At 73.8% G+C, this 15,983-nt stretch carries 13 protein-coding genes; 5 read left to right on the plus strand and 8 right to left on the minus strand.

Annotated elements, in window-relative coordinates:
* Positions 1-3: 3 nt before the first annotated feature.
* Together ACWCSU_RS06935 and ACWCSU_RS06940 are read left to right on the plus strand one after the other, a co-directional pair.
* A complete protein-coding gene (locus ACWCSU_RS06935; RefSeq protein WP_357698321.1) occupies positions 4-1,467 on the plus strand; it encodes a complex I subunit 4 family protein in 1,464 nt (487 codons plus the stop codon).
* Positions 1,464-2,813, plus strand: a complete 1,350-nt coding sequence (locus ACWCSU_RS06940) for an NADH-quinone oxidoreductase subunit N (RefSeq protein ID WP_449934105.1) — start codon at positions 1,464-1,466, stop codon at positions 2,811-2,813. Before ACWCSU_RS06935 ends, ACWCSU_RS06940 begins: the two co-directional genes overlap by 4 nt.
* A gap of 25 nt (positions 2,814-2,838) precedes the next feature.
* Here ACWCSU_RS06940 and ACWCSU_RS06945 read toward each other — a convergent pair whose 3' ends face one another.
* On the minus strand, positions 2,839-3,498 hold the full coding sequence (locus tag ACWCSU_RS06945; RefSeq protein WP_357698317.1) for a FadR/GntR family transcriptional regulator: 660 nt from the start codon (positions 3,496-3,498) through the stop codon (positions 2,839-2,841).
* Between the two features lie 31 nt (positions 3,499-3,529).
* Positions 3,530-4,519, minus strand: coding sequence for an ADP-ribosylglycohydrolase family protein (locus tag ACWCSU_RS06950; RefSeq protein WP_449934108.1), 990 nt, complete (start codon positions 4,517-4,519; stop codon positions 3,530-3,532).
* 76 nt (positions 4,520-4,595) lie between these two features.
* On the opposite strand from ACWCSU_RS06950, the gene ACWCSU_RS06955 reads away from it, so the two are divergent.
* Positions 4,596-6,518: a Xaa-Pro dipeptidyl-peptidase gene (locus ACWCSU_RS06955; protein WP_449934110.1), complete on the plus strand. Its 1,923-nt coding sequence runs from the start codon at positions 4,596-4,598 to the stop codon at positions 6,516-6,518.
* Positions 6,519-6,549: 31 nt separating this feature from the next.
* Here the strand turns inward: ACWCSU_RS06955 and ACWCSU_RS06960 are convergent, their stop codons facing one another.
* The 5 genes from ACWCSU_RS06960 to ACWCSU_RS06980 all read right to left on the minus strand — a co-directional run bounded on the left by ACWCSU_RS06960 (position 6,550) and on the right by ACWCSU_RS06980 (position 11,823).
* Positions 6,550-8,409, minus strand: coding sequence for a hypothetical protein (locus tag ACWCSU_RS06960; RefSeq protein WP_449934112.1), 1,860 nt, complete (start codon positions 8,407-8,409; stop codon positions 6,550-6,552).
* A gap of 27 nt (positions 8,410-8,436) precedes the next feature.
* Positions 8,437-9,621 (minus strand): FAD-dependent oxidoreductase, encoded by a 1,185-nt coding sequence (locus tag ACWCSU_RS06965; RefSeq protein ID WP_357697782.1) that lies wholly within the window; start codon positions 9,619-9,621, stop codon positions 8,437-8,439.
* The gene (locus ACWCSU_RS06970) at positions 9,618-10,358 is read right to left on the minus strand and encodes a maleate cis-trans isomerase family protein (RefSeq protein ID WP_357697784.1); all 741 of its coding nucleotides are present in this window, start codon (positions 10,356-10,358) and stop codon (positions 9,618-9,620) included. The genes ACWCSU_RS06965 and ACWCSU_RS06970 overlap by 4 nt, the downstream gene beginning before the upstream one ends.
* A 37-nt stretch (positions 10,359-10,395) precedes the next feature.
* Entirely contained in the window at positions 10,396-10,596 is a 201-nt protein-coding gene (locus ACWCSU_RS06975; RefSeq protein WP_357697786.1) for a hypothetical protein, read from the minus strand.
* A gap of 495 nt (positions 10,597-11,091) precedes the next feature.
* On the minus strand, positions 11,092-11,823 hold the full coding sequence (locus tag ACWCSU_RS06980) for a hypothetical protein (protein ID WP_357697788.1): 732 nt from the start codon (positions 11,821-11,823) through the stop codon (positions 11,092-11,094).
* A gap of 222 nt (positions 11,824-12,045) precedes the next feature.
* Between ACWCSU_RS06980 and ACWCSU_RS06985 the strand changes: the two genes are divergently transcribed.
* Together ACWCSU_RS06985 and ACWCSU_RS06990 are read left to right on the plus strand one after the other, a co-directional pair.
* Positions 12,046-13,302 (plus strand): Scr1 family TA system antitoxin-like transcriptional regulator, encoded by a 1,257-nt coding sequence (locus ACWCSU_RS06985; protein WP_364090385.1) that lies wholly within the window; start codon positions 12,046-12,048, stop codon positions 13,300-13,302.
* Positions 13,303-13,492: 190 nt separating this feature from the next.
* On the plus strand, positions 13,493-14,302 hold the full coding sequence (locus ACWCSU_RS06990; protein WP_449934116.1) for an SAM-dependent methyltransferase: 810 nt from the start codon (positions 13,493-13,495) through the stop codon (positions 14,300-14,302).
* Between the two features lie 36 nt (positions 14,303-14,338).
* Here ACWCSU_RS06990 and ACWCSU_RS06995 read toward each other — a convergent pair whose 3' ends face one another.
* Positions 14,339-15,958, minus strand: coding sequence for an MFS transporter (locus ACWCSU_RS06995; RefSeq protein WP_449934118.1), 1,620 nt, complete (start codon positions 15,956-15,958; stop codon positions 14,339-14,341).
* Positions 15,959-15,983 lie beyond the last annotated feature (25 nt).

The raw sequence follows: 15,983 nt of genomic DNA on the forward strand, positions 1-15,983 counted from the left end.
GGCGTGCTCAACGTCGTCGTGTTCCTGCCGCTGGCCGCCGCCGCCCTGCTCGTCCTGCCGGGCGTCACCGCGCGCGCGGCCGGCCGGATCTGGCTGGCCGCCTCCGCCGCCGACCTGGCCCTGGTCGTCGCCCTGTGGACCGGGTACGGAGGCGGCCTGGCGTACGAGACCAGGGTGCGCTGGATCCCCACGGCGGGCGCCGGCTACCACGTCGGCGTGGACGGCCTGTCGCTCCCGCTGATCGCCATGACCGCGGTGCTGTTCCTGCTCTGCGCCGTCCAGTCGCTGCGCGAGCCCACCAGGCCCAAGGCGTACGCGGCGCTGTTCCTGTTCCTCCAGACCGTCTCGACCGGGCTGTTCGCGGCGCTCGACCTGCTGCTGTTCTTCGTCTTCTTCGACCTGTCCATCGTCGGCATGTACTTCGTGATCGTCGGCTGGGGGCACGGCGACCGGGCCAGGTCCGCGCTGACGTTCTTCCTCTATACGTTCCTGGGCTCGCTGGCGCTGCTGCTCGGGTTCATCGGCCTGTACCTGGCCGCCGACCCGCACACCTTCGACCTCGCCGACCTCACCCGCCGCCCGCCGGACGCGGGCGCGGCGGTGCTGCTCGCGATCGGGATCGGCCTGGGGGTCAAGACGCCGGTCGTGCCCGTGCACACCTGGCTGCCGCCCGCGCACACCGACGCCCCGGCCGCGGGCTCGGCCATCCTCGCCGGGGTGCTGCTCAAGATGGGCACGTACGGGCTGGCCCGCATCGCCGTGCCGCTGCTGCCCGGCCCGTGGCGCTCGTACGCCTGGCTGGTCATCCTGATCGGCCTGGTCAGCGTCCTGTACGGCGCCCTGGTCGCGCTCGCCCAGGAGAACCTCAAACGGCTGATCGCCTACACCTCGGTCAACCACATGGGCTACGTCGTCCTCGCCCTGGGCGCCGCCGGGCTGGCCGGCGGGCCGGCGCGGGCCAAGGAGCTGGCGGTCACCGGCGCGGTCACCCAGATGGTCAGCCACGGCCTGGTCACCGGCGCGCTGTTCCTGATCACCGGCGTGCTGTGGGACCGCGCGGGCGGCTACGCCCTCGGCCGGTACGGCGGCATCGCCGGACGGGCCCCCGTGCTGGCCTGGCTCACGGCGGTGGCGGCGTTCGCCTCGCTCGGGCTGCCGGGACTGTCCGGGTTCATCGCGGAGTTCCAGATCTTCACCGGGGTGATCGGCTCGGGGGCCGTGGTCGCGGGCGCGCTGTCCGTCGTCGGCATCCTGATCACCGCGGCGCTGTTCCTGCGGGTGCTGCAACGCGCGTTCCTCGGCGAGCCGGGCGAGCTGACGCCGCGGGTCACCGACGTGCGGCCGCGCGAGCTGGCCGCGATCGCCCCGCTGCTCGTCCTGTCGCTGCTCATCGGCCTGGCCCCGCGCCCGCTGCTCGACCTGATCGAGCCTGCCGCCCGCGCCGTCGTCGCCCTGGCGGGCCGATGACCGCACCCCATGACGGCGCGGCGGTCACCGGCCTGCTGCCGGAGGTCCTGATGCTGGCGGGAGCCGTGGCGGCGCTGGTCGCGGGGCTGTTCGTGCCGCGCCACCGGCAGCGCGTGGCCGCCTGGATCTGCATGGCGGCGCTCGCCGGGGCCATCGCGGCGAGCGCCGCCGCCCTGCGCCGCCCCGCCGCCCTCGCCTTCGACGCCTACGCCGTCGATCCGCCGACCGGCGCGGCCCGCCTGACCGTCTGCCTGGCCACCCTGCTCAGCGTGTGGCTCGCCACCGGACGGGCCAGGGGGAACAGCAGGGAGACCGAGCTGTACACGCTGATGGTGCTGGCCGCGCTGGGGTCCGTCCTCATGGCGGGGGCCGACGACCTGCTCGTGCTCGTGGCGGCGTACCTGCTCGCGAGCATCCCGGCGTACGCGCTGGCGGGCTTCGCCAAGGACGCGTCCGGCACGGAGGCGGCGCTCAAGTACTACCTGATGGGCGCCTTCCTCGGCGTGCTCATGCTGGCCGGGGTCACCCTCGTGTACGGCTGGTCCGGCGCCACCGCCTACCCCGCCGCGCGGGCCCCGGCCGTGGGCGCGGTGCTGCTGCTGGCCGGGCCGCTGTTCAAGGCCGGGGGAGCGCCCGCGCACTTCTGGGTGCCCGACGTCACCGAGGGCACGTCGGCGCCGGTGGCGGCGTTCGTCACCACGGTGCCCAAGATCGGGGCGCTGGTGGCGCTGTACCGGCTGGCGACGACGGTGCTGGACGAGCCCGCGCTGCTCGCCGTGCTGGCCGCCGGCACGATGACGCTGGGCAACCTGGCCGCCTTCCAGCAGGAGAACGTACGGCGGCTGCTGGCGTACTCGACGGTGAGCCAGGCCGGTTACCTGCTGGTCCCGGTCGCGGTGGCGGGACGCACCGGCCTGGCCGCGCCCGCGCTGCTGTTCTACCTGGCCGCCTACGCGGTGACGAACTTGGGCGCGTTCGCCGTCGTGGTCGCCACCGGGGCCGAGCGGCTGCGGGACTACGCGGGGCTCGGCCGGCGGTCGCCGTGGACGGCGTTCGCGCTGGTGGTCTGCCTGCTGGGGCTGGTAGGGACGCCGCCGACCGCCGTGTTCGCCGGGAAGCTGCTGATGTTCGCGGCGGCCTGGGACGGCGGGTACGCCTGGCTCGCGGTGGTCGCCGCCGCCAACACGGTCGCCAGCCTCTTCTACTACCTGCGCTGGATCCGCCCGGTCTTCGCCGCGGAGGGCCCGGCGCGGCCCGCCGTGCCGAGCCCGGTCGCGCAGGTGTGCGCCGCCGCCTCGATCCTGCTGGGCCCGGCCGCCGGGCTCGCCGTGCTGTTCGCCCGCTGACCGTCCGCCGCGACGGGCGCGCGGGTCACAGGTCGCTCTCCTGGACGTCGAGGATGGCGACCGCGACCTCGACCGCCCTGGCCGCGTCGCCCGCCTCGATCGCCTCCAGCAGGTCGTCGTGCGACGGGTCGGGCGCCAGCGCCGCCTGCTCCTTGTCCCTGACGCTCTCGCGCAGCGCGTCGCGCATGCTGCGGTAGAGGTCGGCCAGCAGCGGGTTGTGCGCCGCGTCGGCCACCAGCAGGTGGAAGTCGGCGTCGGCGTCGGCGAAGCCGTCGAGGTCGCCGGTGCGCGCGGCCGACCCGCGGCGGGTCAGCGCCTCGCGCATCGCGGCCACGTCGTCGCCGGTGCGCTTGACCGCCGCCAGCCGGGCGGCCACCAGGTCGAGCCCGCGGCGCACGTCGATGATGTCCATCGCGGCCGCCCGGTCGAGCCGCCGGCGCAGCGCCACCTGCGACTCGTCGGTGGCGGTCACGTACGTGCCGTCGCCCTGCCTGGTCTGCAGCAGCCCGGCGTGGGCCAGCACCCGCACCGCCTCGCGCACCGACAGCCGGCTCATGCCGAGGCTCTCGGCGAGCCGGCTCTCGGACGGGATCTTCGTCCCGACCGGCCACGCCCCGCTGCCGATCTCCCTGCGCAGCTCCTCGATGGCGGAGTCGACGAGCGAGGTCCGCGCGACGTTACGCATGCGATCCCTTCCGTCCCGGTGGGCCTCCAGCCTAGAGGAGGGCGGCGGCCAGCCGCTCGATCGTCTCGCGTCCCTCCAGCGGTGTCAGCCAGGCGGCCGGCAGCGCCGCCGCGCCGCGCACGGCGCCCACCAGGTTGCCGCAGACCGAGCCGGTGGAGTCGCTGTCGCCCGAGTGGTTGACCGACAGCAGCAGCGCCCGCTCGGGCGACGGCTCGGCCAGGGCGCAGTAGACGCCGATGGCCAGCGCCTCCTCGGCCACCCAGGCGCCGCCCAGCGACTCGACCCGTTCGGGGGAGTGCGGGCCGGACGCGGCCAGGTCGAGCGCCGCGCGCAGGGCGCCGGACGTCTCCTCGTGCCGCGGCCGACCGGCCAGCAGGCCGAGGGCGTGGTGGACGGCGTCCTCCAGGGGCTCGCCGGTCATCACGCGGGCGACGATCGCGGCGAACGCGCCGGCGGCCAGGTAACCCGTCGGGTGGCCGTGGGTGATCTGCGCGCAGACCGCAGCCAGCTCGAACGCGGCGCCCGCGTCGTACGGCGCGAGCAGGCCGAACGGCGCCGAGCGCATGACCGTGCCGCAGCCCTTGGAGTCGGGGTTCACGGGGCCGGGCGTGCCGAACGGCGACGGGCCGGGGAAGGGCCGGCGCAGCCCGGACAGGCAGGCGTTGCCCGGGGCCCGCCGCGAGTACAGCCAGCCCTCCTCGCGCAGCGCGCCGGTCCGGTGGGGACGGTCGGCGGGCGGGGGCGCCCGGTGCTCCTGGGTGTCGAGCCAGCGCAGGTACGCCTGCCGCACCCCGCCGGGCGTCGGATCGCGGGTCAGCGCCTCGACGGTGAAGAGGGTCATCTGGGTGTCGTCGGTGACGAGCGCGCTCGTGCCCCGCCAGGTGGCGACATATCCGGTGATGCCGTCCTGGCCGTGATGCCGGCGGATCTCCCGCAATGACTCGAACTCGATGGGCGCCCCGAGCGCGTCGCCGATCGCGCCGCCGAGCAGGCAGCCCCGGATCCGGTCCTGTACGTCCATAGCTGGGATCTTGTCAGCTTTGGGGGCGGGTGAGAGATTGCGGGGTAAATCTAGACACTTGTCACGGAGGTCACGCGTGCCACAATTACGCCCGGCCCTCTTCGCGGTCGCCCTCACTCTGGCGATCGCGACCCCGGCACAAGCCGCTGCCGGACCCACGATCACCGTCAAGGACGGCCGGACGCAGCCGGTCTTCTCCTACGCCGACGCCGTCCGCGAGCACGTGTACGTCGAGTCCACCGTGGACAGCGACCTCGACGGCGCGCTCGACAGGGTCAGGGTGGACATCATCCGTCCCAAGGAGTCCGGTCCGGGCCTCAAGGTGCCCGTGATCATCGACGAGAGTCCGTACTACGACAACTCCGGGCGCGGGAACGAGGGGGAGCGCAAGCAGTACGACGCTTCCGGAAACGTCACGAAATTCCCCCTGTTCTACGACAACTACTTCGTCCCGCGCGGCTACGCCGTCCTCAACGTGGACATGCTCGGCACCACCAGGTCCGACGGCTGCCCCGACATGGGCGGCAAGGCCGACGTGCTGGGCGGCAAGGCTGTCATCGACTGGCTGAACGGCCGGGCCAAGGCGACCAGGGCCGACGGCACCCCGGCCGTGGCCGACTGGACCACCGGCAAGGCCGCCATGATCGGCAAGTCGTACGACGGCACGCTCGCCAACGCCGTGGCCGCCACCGGCGTCGAGGGCCTGAAGACGATCGTCCCCATCTCGGCCATCAGCTCCTGGTACAAGTACCAGCGCTCGAACGGCGTGGTCTACAACTACGACTACGCCTCCTGGCTGACGAACTACGTCGACACCGACCCCGAGGCCAAGTGCCAGGCCGTCCGCGACCGCATGGACGCCGAGGACGGCGACGACACCGGTGACTACAACGCCTTCTGGAACGAACGCGACTACCTCAAGGGCCTGCTCGGCGACGCCTCCAAGGTCAAGGCCAGCGTGTTCGTCGTGCACACCGTCAACGACCTCAACGTCCGGCCGGACAACTTCTCCGCCTGGTGGCAGGCCCTGGCCCAGCGGAACGTGCCGCGCAAGATCTGGGTCGGCCAGTACCAGCACGTGGACCCGTTCGACTTCGAGGGCCGCAGGGACCTGTGGGTGGACACCCTGCACCGCTGGTTCGACTACTGGCTGCACGGCGTCCGCAACGGGATCACGAACGAGCCCCGCGCCGACGTGCAGCTCGGCCCGGCGCAGTGGACCACCCAGCGCGACTGGCCGGCCCCGTACGCGCTCAAGGCCGTGCTGCGGCCCGCCGCCGACGGCTCGCTCGGCCTGCTCAGGGCCCGCGGGAACAGCACCGCCACCTTCACCGACCTCGCGCTGAGCGAGAACGAGATGGTGGCCGACGTCGGCACGGCGCAGCCGGGCCGCGCGGCCTTCACCACCGGCGCGCTCCCGCTCGACCTGCGCCTGTCCGGCGTCCCCACCGCCGACCTGCGGGTCAAGCTCGACAAGCCCACCGCCAACCTGACCGCCCTGCTCGTCGACTTCGGCGAGGACACCCGCGTCGACTGGCGGCGCGGCCAGGGAGTCACCACGCTCACCGAGGAGGACTGCCACGGCGAGAGCACCGCGGCCGACGACGCCTGCTACAAGAAGGTGACCACGAACGTGGCCACCCGCCCGCTGGAGATCGTCGCCCGCGGCTGGATCGACGTCCAGAACCGCGACTCGCTCAGCCAGGCCCGGCCGCTGCCCGTCGGCACGTACGGGACGGTCAAGTGGCTGACGCTGCCGCAGGACTACACGTTCAGGAAGGGGCACCGGATCGGCCTGGTGCTGGCCGGGACCGACACCACCTACACCAGTGAGGAGGGCACCGGCGCGACCGTCACCGTCGACCTGGCCGGCAGCAGCGTGGCCGTGCCGTTCGTGCTCGGGACGCCGCTGACCGACGTGCCCAAGGACGGCGCCACGTTCAGGGGACCGCGGCAGCTCGACCTGCCGGAGCCCGAGCCCGGGTTCCAGTTCTTCTAGCCGCGCGTGAGGCCCCGGCGTGTCCGGGGCCTCATCGGCAGTTGCTCCAGTGGACGCCGCGCTCGGCGTCCAGCCGCCGTACGCCCTTGTCCCTGGCGATCGTCCAGCTCACCGGCAGGGCGAGCGTGCCACGGGCGGTCGCCGTGCCGCCGGTGCGCAGGCCGTCGCCGGTGGCGCGGGCCGTCCAGACGATGGTGATCCGGCCGCGCCGCACGTCGGGCCCTCCGGGGCAGCCGGGCCGCGACCGCGGGTCCGTGACCCGGAACGTCGTGCCGTCCACGACGATGCCGCGCGTGCCGGTGGCCGAGACGACGCGGCAGGTCCCGGTGCACGACAGGGAGAACGACCCGGCGCGCCCGGACCCCAGCGAGACCGACCGGGGCGACACCCGGGCCGTGGGCGGGTCCGGTTTCGGCAGTTCGACCTTCCTGTCCTGGGACGACAGGCCGGAGCCGGCGGCCGGGCCGATCGCGGCCGTCCAGCGCGTGGGCGTCTCGGCCGGGAGGCTCGACTGCGCCGCCGTCCTGGTGACCGTCGTCGCGGGGTGGGCGCGGGCGTTGAGCACGGCCCAGACCAGGCCCACCACCAGCAGGCCGACGCCCAGGAGCAGGCCGAGCCTGGCCACCGCGCGGATCGGGGCCTCGGTCTCCTGCTCGGGCTCCTCGGGCTGCTCGCGCCAGAACTCCTGCCAGGGCGCCTCGCCGTCGAGCCGGTCGAGGGCGCCGGGCTCGCCGTTCCAGCCGATGCCGCCGTACCGGATGATCATGGCGCCGGGTGGGGCGGCGGCGCCGTCGCCGCCGGCCTCACCGACAGCTCCACCGACAGCTCCACCGACAGCTCCACCGGCAGCTCCACCGGCGGGGCCACCGACGGCGCTGCCGTTGGCCGTGCCGTTGACGACGGTGCCGCTCAGGCCGCCTTCGGCGCGGTCGCCGTAGACGAGTTTGTCGCCCGGCGAGCCGCGGAAGGGCCGGGTGCGGCTCGTCGGGGTGAACGGGTGCCGGCCGCGCGCCGCCGGTCCCGGAGGCTCCTGGTCGGCGGCGGCCGCGCCCGCCGCCGACCAGGGCTTTCCCGGTGTCGCCGTCGTGGGGTCGGCGACCGGGGGCCTCGGCGTTGCCTCCACGCCCGGCGGGGCCCCGAGGGGCTCCACCAGGGTGCGTGCCTGCACGGGGAAGCCGTCAGCCCGCCAGAAAGGTGCGTCGGCGGGCAGCGGCTGCGCCGAGGCGAGCCGGGTGGGCAGTGTGCCGGGCAGCGCCGCGATCGGCAGCCGGCGCAGCAGCGTGGCGGCCGACATGGTGCGGGGCGCGGCCCGGCAGGCGGCGCAGCCCTGGATGTGACGGCTGATCCGGGCGCGGGCCCGCCGCCCCGGCGAGGTGACCCAGGCCGCCACCCGCGTGGTCAGATCAGGACATCCCGTACGGCCGCGCGCGGCGATGATCGCGGCGAACCAGCCCTCCAGCCCGTCGGACGCCCGCGTCACGACGGCCCGGACCTCGTCCTGGCTCAGGCTGAAGACGGTGGCCAGCTCGGCGTCGGACAGGCCGTGGCGCAGGGACAGATCGAGCAGCTCGCGCAGCGGCCGGTCGAGGGAGAGCAGCGCCTCGGGCAGCAGCTCCGACATCCGCCCCGGACGCGACCACGAGCCGATGCTGGCCGGCTTGGCCACGAACGCGCGATGGGCGCGGGCCAGGGCGTAGAGCCAGGGCCGGTACAGGGCGGGGTCGGGCATCCGGCCCGCGTAGAGGTGGGCGGACACCAGCGCGCCCGCGACCGCCTGCTCGGCGTCGCCCGCGGCCAGCTCGGTGCGGCAGTAGTCGTAGAGGCCGGAGCCGTGCGTGTCGCACAGCTCGCGGATGGACTGGCGCGCTTCGTCCGAGAGCGTTCGCCACATGCGGTGTCACACCTCCTCAGCGGTGTCTCAGACGGGCCGGGCTCCGCCGGTGGAGCCGGGAACGGTGTCGAGCAGCGAGGCCTGCGCGAGATAGGCCCGCGTGGCCTCCGGGTCGCCGGCGATGGCCCGCAGCCCGGCCATCGCCGCGGCCAGCCGGGCGCTGTCGCGCTCGCGCACGCCGGCCGGCCGCGTCCCGCCGCGCGGCATCACCCGCTGCAGCAGCACGGACCGCCGCCGCCACGCCCACGCCTCCAGCGCGGTGGGCGGCGCGAAGCCGCCGAGCACGGCCGCGATCACCTGGCCGACCTCGGCGGCGTCGTGGATGCCGGCGTTCATGTTGAGGCCGCCGACCGTGGAGGTCAGGTGGGCGGCGTCGCCGACGAACAGCACCCGTCCGCAGCGGTAGGAGGTCAGCACGCCCCTGGACAGCCCGAACCGGTCGGCCCCGGTCACGTGGATGGGCCCGCTCGCCCCCGGCAGGGCGCGGCGGACCAGCATCGAGACGTTGGGCGAGGACAGCGGCTCGGTGGCGTCGCAGGGGATCCTGAAGATGATGCGCCAGTGGTCGGGCAGCGCGAGCAGCGTGCACGACTGCTGCACGTCGCGGACGTGGGTGAGCGGCGCCAGGCTCGGCAGCAGCCGGTCGAGCGGCGAGTCGGTGAACACCCGCAGCGCCTGCGTCGGGTAGGCCGACCGGGGAAAGGGCAGCCCGAGCGAGCCGCGTACCGTGCTGTGGCCGCCGTCGGCGGCGATCATGTACCGGGCCCGCGTCCAGGTGTGGCCGACGCGGACCCGGATGCCGGTGCCCCCCTCGGAGACCCCGTCGACGCGCGTGCCGAAGCGCACGTCGACGTCGGGGTAGGCGTTCAGGGCCGCGAGCAGCAGCGGGGTGAGCGCGGCCTGGTCGGCGTGGAGCTTGAACGGGTGCTTGGTCAGGCCGTTGAGCCGGTTCATGCCCATCTCGGCCAGCACGATCCCCGACCGGTCGCGCCACTGCACCCGGTCGACCACGCGGCCCTTGGCGACCAGTTGCGAGGCCACGCCCAGCTCGTCGAGCAGGTCGAGCGTGGCCGGGTGGAAGGTGCAGGCCCGCGCCTGCACGGCGAGCTCGTTCTCCCGTTCCAGCACGGTGACCGGGATCCCGGCCCTGGCCAGCGAGAGCGCCGCGGTCAGCCCCGCCGGGCCGGCCCCGACCACGATGACGCCGTTCATGCGGGGCGCCTCCCCTGTTCCGCCATGTGGCGGCGGTAGGGCACCCGGCTGAGCGTGACGTGCTCGCCGATGGCCCGCGACAGGGCCCACCAGGCGGTGCAGAGGTTGGACGTGAGCAGCGTGCGGTCGTTGCCGGCGCTGAGCGGCCCGAGCACGGGCAGCGTGGCCATGCCGGTGCCGGTGAACAGCAGCACCGCGTCGCCGGGCACCTCGGCCCGCTCGACCTGGGTGATCAGCTCGGCCGGGGTGACCGCGTAGGAGGAGTAGCCGCCCTTGGCGGCCCGCACCTGGACGACCTGCGTGACGTTGAGCCCCGCCGTCTTCCAGAAGCGCTCGGCCAGCTCGGTCAGCCACGGCTGGTACGGCGAGACCAGCACGATGTCGCTCGCGCCGACATGCTCGACCGCCTCCCTGGTGGCCTGTGTGGAGGACGCGAACGGCACGCCGGTCGAGGCCGACAGCCGGGCGCACTGGTCGCCGTCCTCGTCGGGCCCCAGCAGGTAGCGCGCCTCGCTGCAGGCCATGACCAGGGCGTCGAGCGGCAGGCCGTCGAACGCGCAGACCATGCCGGGCAGCGCCTCGTTGTAGCTCTCCAGTCGTTCGGCGAGCGCCACTCCCCGGTGCACGGGGAAGCGGGTGACGTGCATGTCGGCGCGCGAGCCGAGCAGGCGGGTCAGCTCGGGCTCCGCCGAGGGATTGGCGGGGGCGACGATCACGCCCACCCTGCCGCGGCTCATCTCACACCTTCCGGGTCGTGGACCGTGCGCATGACGGTCAGGCCAGCGCCTGGTCGATCTCGCCGATCGCCTGGACGGACACCTGCCGGATCCGGCGCAGCCGGTGGACGGTGCGCGCCGGGGCCTCGGCCCGTGCCGGCTCGTCCCGGCCCTCGCCCCTGGGCTCCGCGGGCTGGGGCCGCGCGCCCCGGGCGTGCACTTCGTGCGGCTGCCGCCTGGACACCTCGTCGGTGAGCATGATCACTCCTGTCAGTCGCGGATCCGGGTGAAGCGGGCCGGGCGCGGCCCGCGGAGGTCATGGCCACCGGCACGGGGGCCCGCACGGATGCCGGCCCCCGGAGGGGGCGGTCGATCAGAGTCGTGGCGCCCGTCACGCCGATCGTCGCGCCCGGCGTCGCCGCCGTGCCGGTGGGGTCGATCGGGGAGCCGGGCGGGCCCGCCTCCTCGATCGCGGAGGCCGCCGCCCGATCACGGGCGGACGACCGCGAGGAAAGCCGGCCCCAGGCACTACCCCTTGAGTTGGCCGGCACGCCAGCCGCTACCGCGCCGGCCGTCAGCACCGTGCCGACTTTGTCGAGCACGTGACACACGGTGCCGGAGGGATGGGGTAGAGCCGGAGCCGGCCGCTTGAGGGCCGCCACCTTGGCCGTCGCAGCGGCAGCCGGCGTGGCCGCGTGCCGGGTCGGCGGGTCGGTGGGCGGCGAGGCCCGGCGTCGGGCGAGGAAGATCGGCGTCATCGCGCCGTCTCCGGATCGAGCGCGGCGGCGGTCCTGTTGGGCACGCTGACGCAGACCATGCGCTCGGTCAGTCCCGCACGCGGCCCGGAGGCGCGCGAGCGGACGGGCGGCGCGTCGCCGGCCACCGTGCGCGCGACCCTGGAGGCCAGCGCGAGGTGCTCGGCGCAGCGCCGGCCCACCTTCGACTCCAGCCCGGCCACCTGGGCCAGCCTGAGCCTGATGGGTTCCAGCGACGACCTGCGTTCGAGGCCGTCGAGGTCGGCCAGCCGGGCGGGCCAGCGCAGCGCGTCGCGGCAGCGGTCGACCACCGCGGCGGGCAGCTCGGCGGCGGGCAGCCCCTCGTGCCGCAGCCGGGTGGCGATCATGACGGCCGCGAACGACGTGCGGTCGAAGTGGGCCAGCCGGCCGGACAGGGCCGCGCCCAGCATCCTGGCGCGGTGGCCCAGGCAGACCGCGCTCCAGCCGAGCAGCAGCAGCCGGTCGGCCCCGGGCTCGGTGTGCCAGCCGGCCAGCCGCAGCTCGCGGGCCATGCGGTGGTGGAGCCGCCAGCGGTGGCGCGGGCTGTCCAGCCAGACCTCGACCCCGCCGAGCGGCAGCTCGGCGACATGGACGTCACGGCTCGTCAGCGGGCCGGCGACCCGCGCGCAGATGCGCCGGACCACCTGCTCCTGCCCCCGGGAGACCGGATCTTCCAGGAAGCGCGAGCCGCCGAGGGAGTCCATGGTCACGTCCGGCCACCTCCTCCCCGGAGACTCTCGCGAATCGTCCGGGCTGTTAAGCCACAGTTACCACGCGCTCCGATACTGTGCTGGAAAGAGGGGCTATGTCAACTCACACTTTGCGAATAAGTTGGTACCTACCCGCCGGGCAGAGCTGGCCCGCGTGGCAGGGGACAGTGGGGGTCTCGTACCTTAGGCTGGGAAAAGTTCACGGGCGGTAGGAGGTGCGCCGTGGCGAACTTCGCCGAACGGCTCGATCTCGCGCTGACCAAGCGCGGCTTCACAGGCGCGCAGGTCGCCTCCGCCCTCACCGAGGCGGGCATACCCATCACGCGCGCCTATGTCAGCCAGCTCCGCACCGGCAAGCAGACCAACCCGACGCTCCAGGTGCTCCGGGCGCTGGCCGCCTGCCTCCAGGTGAGCGTCGGCTGGCTGGTCGGCGACGAGCACTACGAGTCCGGCGCGGTCGAGGACCTGCAACTCCGGGCGGCCGCGATCGGCCTGTCGGCCTCCGGGCTGTCCGAGGGGTCGCTGGCCGTCCTGCGCGGCGTGGTCGAGCTCGCGCGCCGGGCCGAGGGGCTGCCCGGCGAGCCGGAGCCGGCCCCCGAGATCCCCGACGCCGCCACGCCGCTCAACGACTCCCAGCGCCGCGCGCTCGGCAAGCGGCTCCACGGCCTGCGCATGGGCGTGCAGCTCTCGGTCGAGCAGGTCGAGATCGCGCTCGGCAGGGGCGCCGCCGCGATCCCCGCCATCGAGGAGGGCCGCCTCGCGCCCACGCCGATCACCGTCGAGCGCCTGCTCGGCCTCTACGGCGTCACCGCCCCGCCCGTCCGTGAGTACGTGCTCTCCCTGGCCAGGGGCGAGCGCGAGGCCGCCTGGTACGACGCCCAGTCGGTGCCCGTCTGGCTGGCCACCGCGTACGCGCTGGAGCAGCGGGCCACGGTGATCCGCACGTACCATCCGCAGTTCGTCCCGCCGATGTTGCAGACCGAGGACTACGCGCGGGCCGCGCTCACCGTGGCCGGGCCCGCCACGCTCGGGCAGCCGTCGGTGGAGGAGGCCCTGGCGCTGGTCATGGCCCGCCAGGAGGTGCTGTCCGCGGCCGGTGACACGGTGTTGTGGGCGGTGATCGACGAGGCCGTGCTGCTGCGCTCGATCGTCGGCCCGCACGCCCAGCTCCGCCAGCTCGACCTGCTGCTCGACCACGCCAAGCGGCCCAACGTCTCGCTGCACGTCGTGCCGGTCGACGACCCCGCGTACGTGCCGCGCACCGGCCCGTTCACGCTGTGGCGCTTCGCCGAGGCGTTCGAGCCCGACGTCGCCTGCGCCCACGGCATCGAGTCCGACGAGCTGATCACCGACGTCGCCGCGGTCGAGACCTACCACCAGGCGTTCACGAAGTTGTCGGTGACGACCACCACCCGCGAGGAGACGTACGAGGTGCTGGAGGCCCACCGCGAACGCCTCTCGCGCTCGATCGGAAAATGATCTCCTCACGGGCGGGCCATTCAGGTAAGGCATATTTCCGTAGAATTAATGCTTTTCCTGTTGTCTTCCGGCGCGTATCGAGGATCATATGGTCTGGGTCATCGAGTGGGGTCCGAAAGGACATCTTTTCCCGAGATAGTGGGCGAGGGGAAAGGGGCAACACTCAATGCGTCAGCGTGCCATCCGAAACTTGGCAAAGCTGGAGATGACCCGAGCGACGACAACCCGGGTGCTCGACGCGGCCGCGGGCGGGAAGAACAACTTCTCGGCCGACCGCGATCTGGTGCGCCGATATGACCAGGCCGCGTCCGTGACGACCACCGCCGCACGGGCCGTCCTGCAATTCCTGATGCGCGTGGTCCGTCATTTGGCGGCGGAAGGCGTGGACCAGTTCATCATTGTGGGAAGCGGCGTGCCCAGCGGTCTTCCCGCGGGCCGGCAATTGCACGACGTGGCCATGGGAGGCCCAGGCGGCGCGCCCGCCCGGGTGGTCTACGTGGAGAACGATCCCATGGTGCTGGCCCTCGCGCGGGCCACCATCGAGCCGATCACCGACCTGGTCCGCGTGGTCGAGGGCGACGTGCGGGAGATCGACGCCATCCTCGACGACGGGGTGGTGCGGCGCTTCCTCGACTGGGACCGGCCCTTGGCCGTGCTGCTGCTGTCCACCCACAGCCTGGCCGACGACGCGTACGTCCACTACGTGCTCGAACGGGTCCGCCGGGCGGCGCCGGACGGCAGTTACCTGTCGCTGCTGCAGACGACGTTCGACGGCGTGCCCGGCGAGCTGCTGCCGGCGATCCGCGACCTGCTGGCCATGACGTTGCCCGGCCACGCGATCCGCGGCAGGCAGGAGGTGGCGGCGCTGCTCGACGGTCTGGTGCTGGTCGATCCGGGGCTGGTGTGGGTCCCGGAGTGGCGGCCCGACGGCTCCGGCACCGCCTGCTCCGACCGGCCGAGCTCGTCGGGCACGTACGGCGCCGTGGCCCGCGTCCCCTGAAGCAGGGGCGGGGCCGCGGCGCGGCGTCTCCGGGTGTCAGGCGCCGGTGGAGGCGGTGGCGGGCGTGGCCGGTTCGCCGGCCGCGCCCTTGGACGGCTCGACCCCGAACGCCAGCACCGCCACCACGGCCAGGACCAGCGGGACCGCCCCGAGCAGCGCGGTCGTGCCGATCGACGGCGCCGCGGCCCCGGCCACCAGCACGGCGGTCACGGCCACGCCGCCCGCCTTGCCCATCCCCGCCGACAACCCCGAGCCGCGCGAGCGCACCCGGGTCGGGTAGATCTCCGAGCTGTAGGCCGCCAGCACCGCGCCGATCGTCGCCGTCCCCACGATCGGCCCGGCCAGCAGCAGGTACAGCCAGGTACGGTCGTGCGCCAGCGTCTCGCCGGAGAAGGCCAGCACCGCCAGCGCCGCCCCCACCAGCGCCGACAGCGTGACGATCGTCTTCTTCGCGCTCCACAGGCCGTACATGGCGGCCGAGATGAAGATCAGCGGCAGGCCCAGCAGCGTCGAGTCGCGCAGCGCCCGGTCGGCCGTCTGCTGGTCGAGGCCCAGTTTCTGCAAATTCGACGGGATCCAGAGCTGGAAGCCATACGTGACCAGGCCGATGCTCAGCCCGAGGACCACGACCGCCACCGTCAGCCCGGTGAACGGGCGGCGGAACAGCCGCGAGTAGCCGCCCGCGTGCTCGTCCTCGACGCGCTCGACGTCGGCGGTGACCTCCTGCGCGGCCTCCTCGGTGGTGGCGGCCGCGCCGTACCGGGCCAGGACCGCGCGGGCCTCGGCGTCGCGGCCGTGCGCGAGCAGGAAGCGCGGCGACTCGGGGATGAACCGGTTGAGCAGGATGAGGAACACCCCGGTCGGCAGCCCGACCAGCCACAGGACCCGCCAGGAGAACGTCGGCGCCAGCGACGCCGACAGCCAGCTCGCCGCCAGGTAGGCGACGGCCAGGTTGCCGCCGATGAGCACCATCACCCAGCCCTTGTGCCGGGGCGGGATCGTCTCGGCCAGCAGCGAGAACGTGATCGGCAGCATGCCGCCCGCGCCCAGCCCCATGGCCACGCACATGGCCAGGTTCCATTCGAAGTCGGGCATGACGCCGCAGATCGCGGTGCCGATGAACAGCACCCCGGCGAACAGGATCGACGGCTTGCGCCCGATCTTGTCGCCCATCCAGCCCCACAGCAGCGAGCCGAGCACCGTCCCGGTGAGCCCGGCCAGCGGCAGCAGCGCCACGGGCAGCTCGCCGGCCGGGTTGAGCGCGGACTTCAGGCCGTACTCCTTGGCCATGCCGGGCGCGACGAAGCCGAGCGTGATCGGCTTCATGGCGTCGATGATCACCGCGACCGACATGACCACGATCAGCCCGATGTGCGCCGGCCGCATGCGCGCGTCGTCCAGCGCGCGGACGCGTACCTCGGCGGCGGGCCGGGCGGTGAGCGCGCCGGGCGGGATCAGCCCGTACGCGGTGACCGCCAGCCCCGCCACGATCAGCGCCATGCCGATCGCCATCGGCGGGTCCATCGGCATGCCCGCCAGGCGGTAGTGCATGTCGGCGCCGTGCAGGTACATCGGCAGATGCAGCACGACCCCGGCCACCGTGGCCAGGAAACCGAGCCAGAAGTACAGCGGTCGAGCCAGCTCGACGCCCCCCATTGCCCCTCCGTGAGCAGATCAGTGA

This window comes from Nonomuraea sp. NPDC001699 (assembly GCF_053596455.1).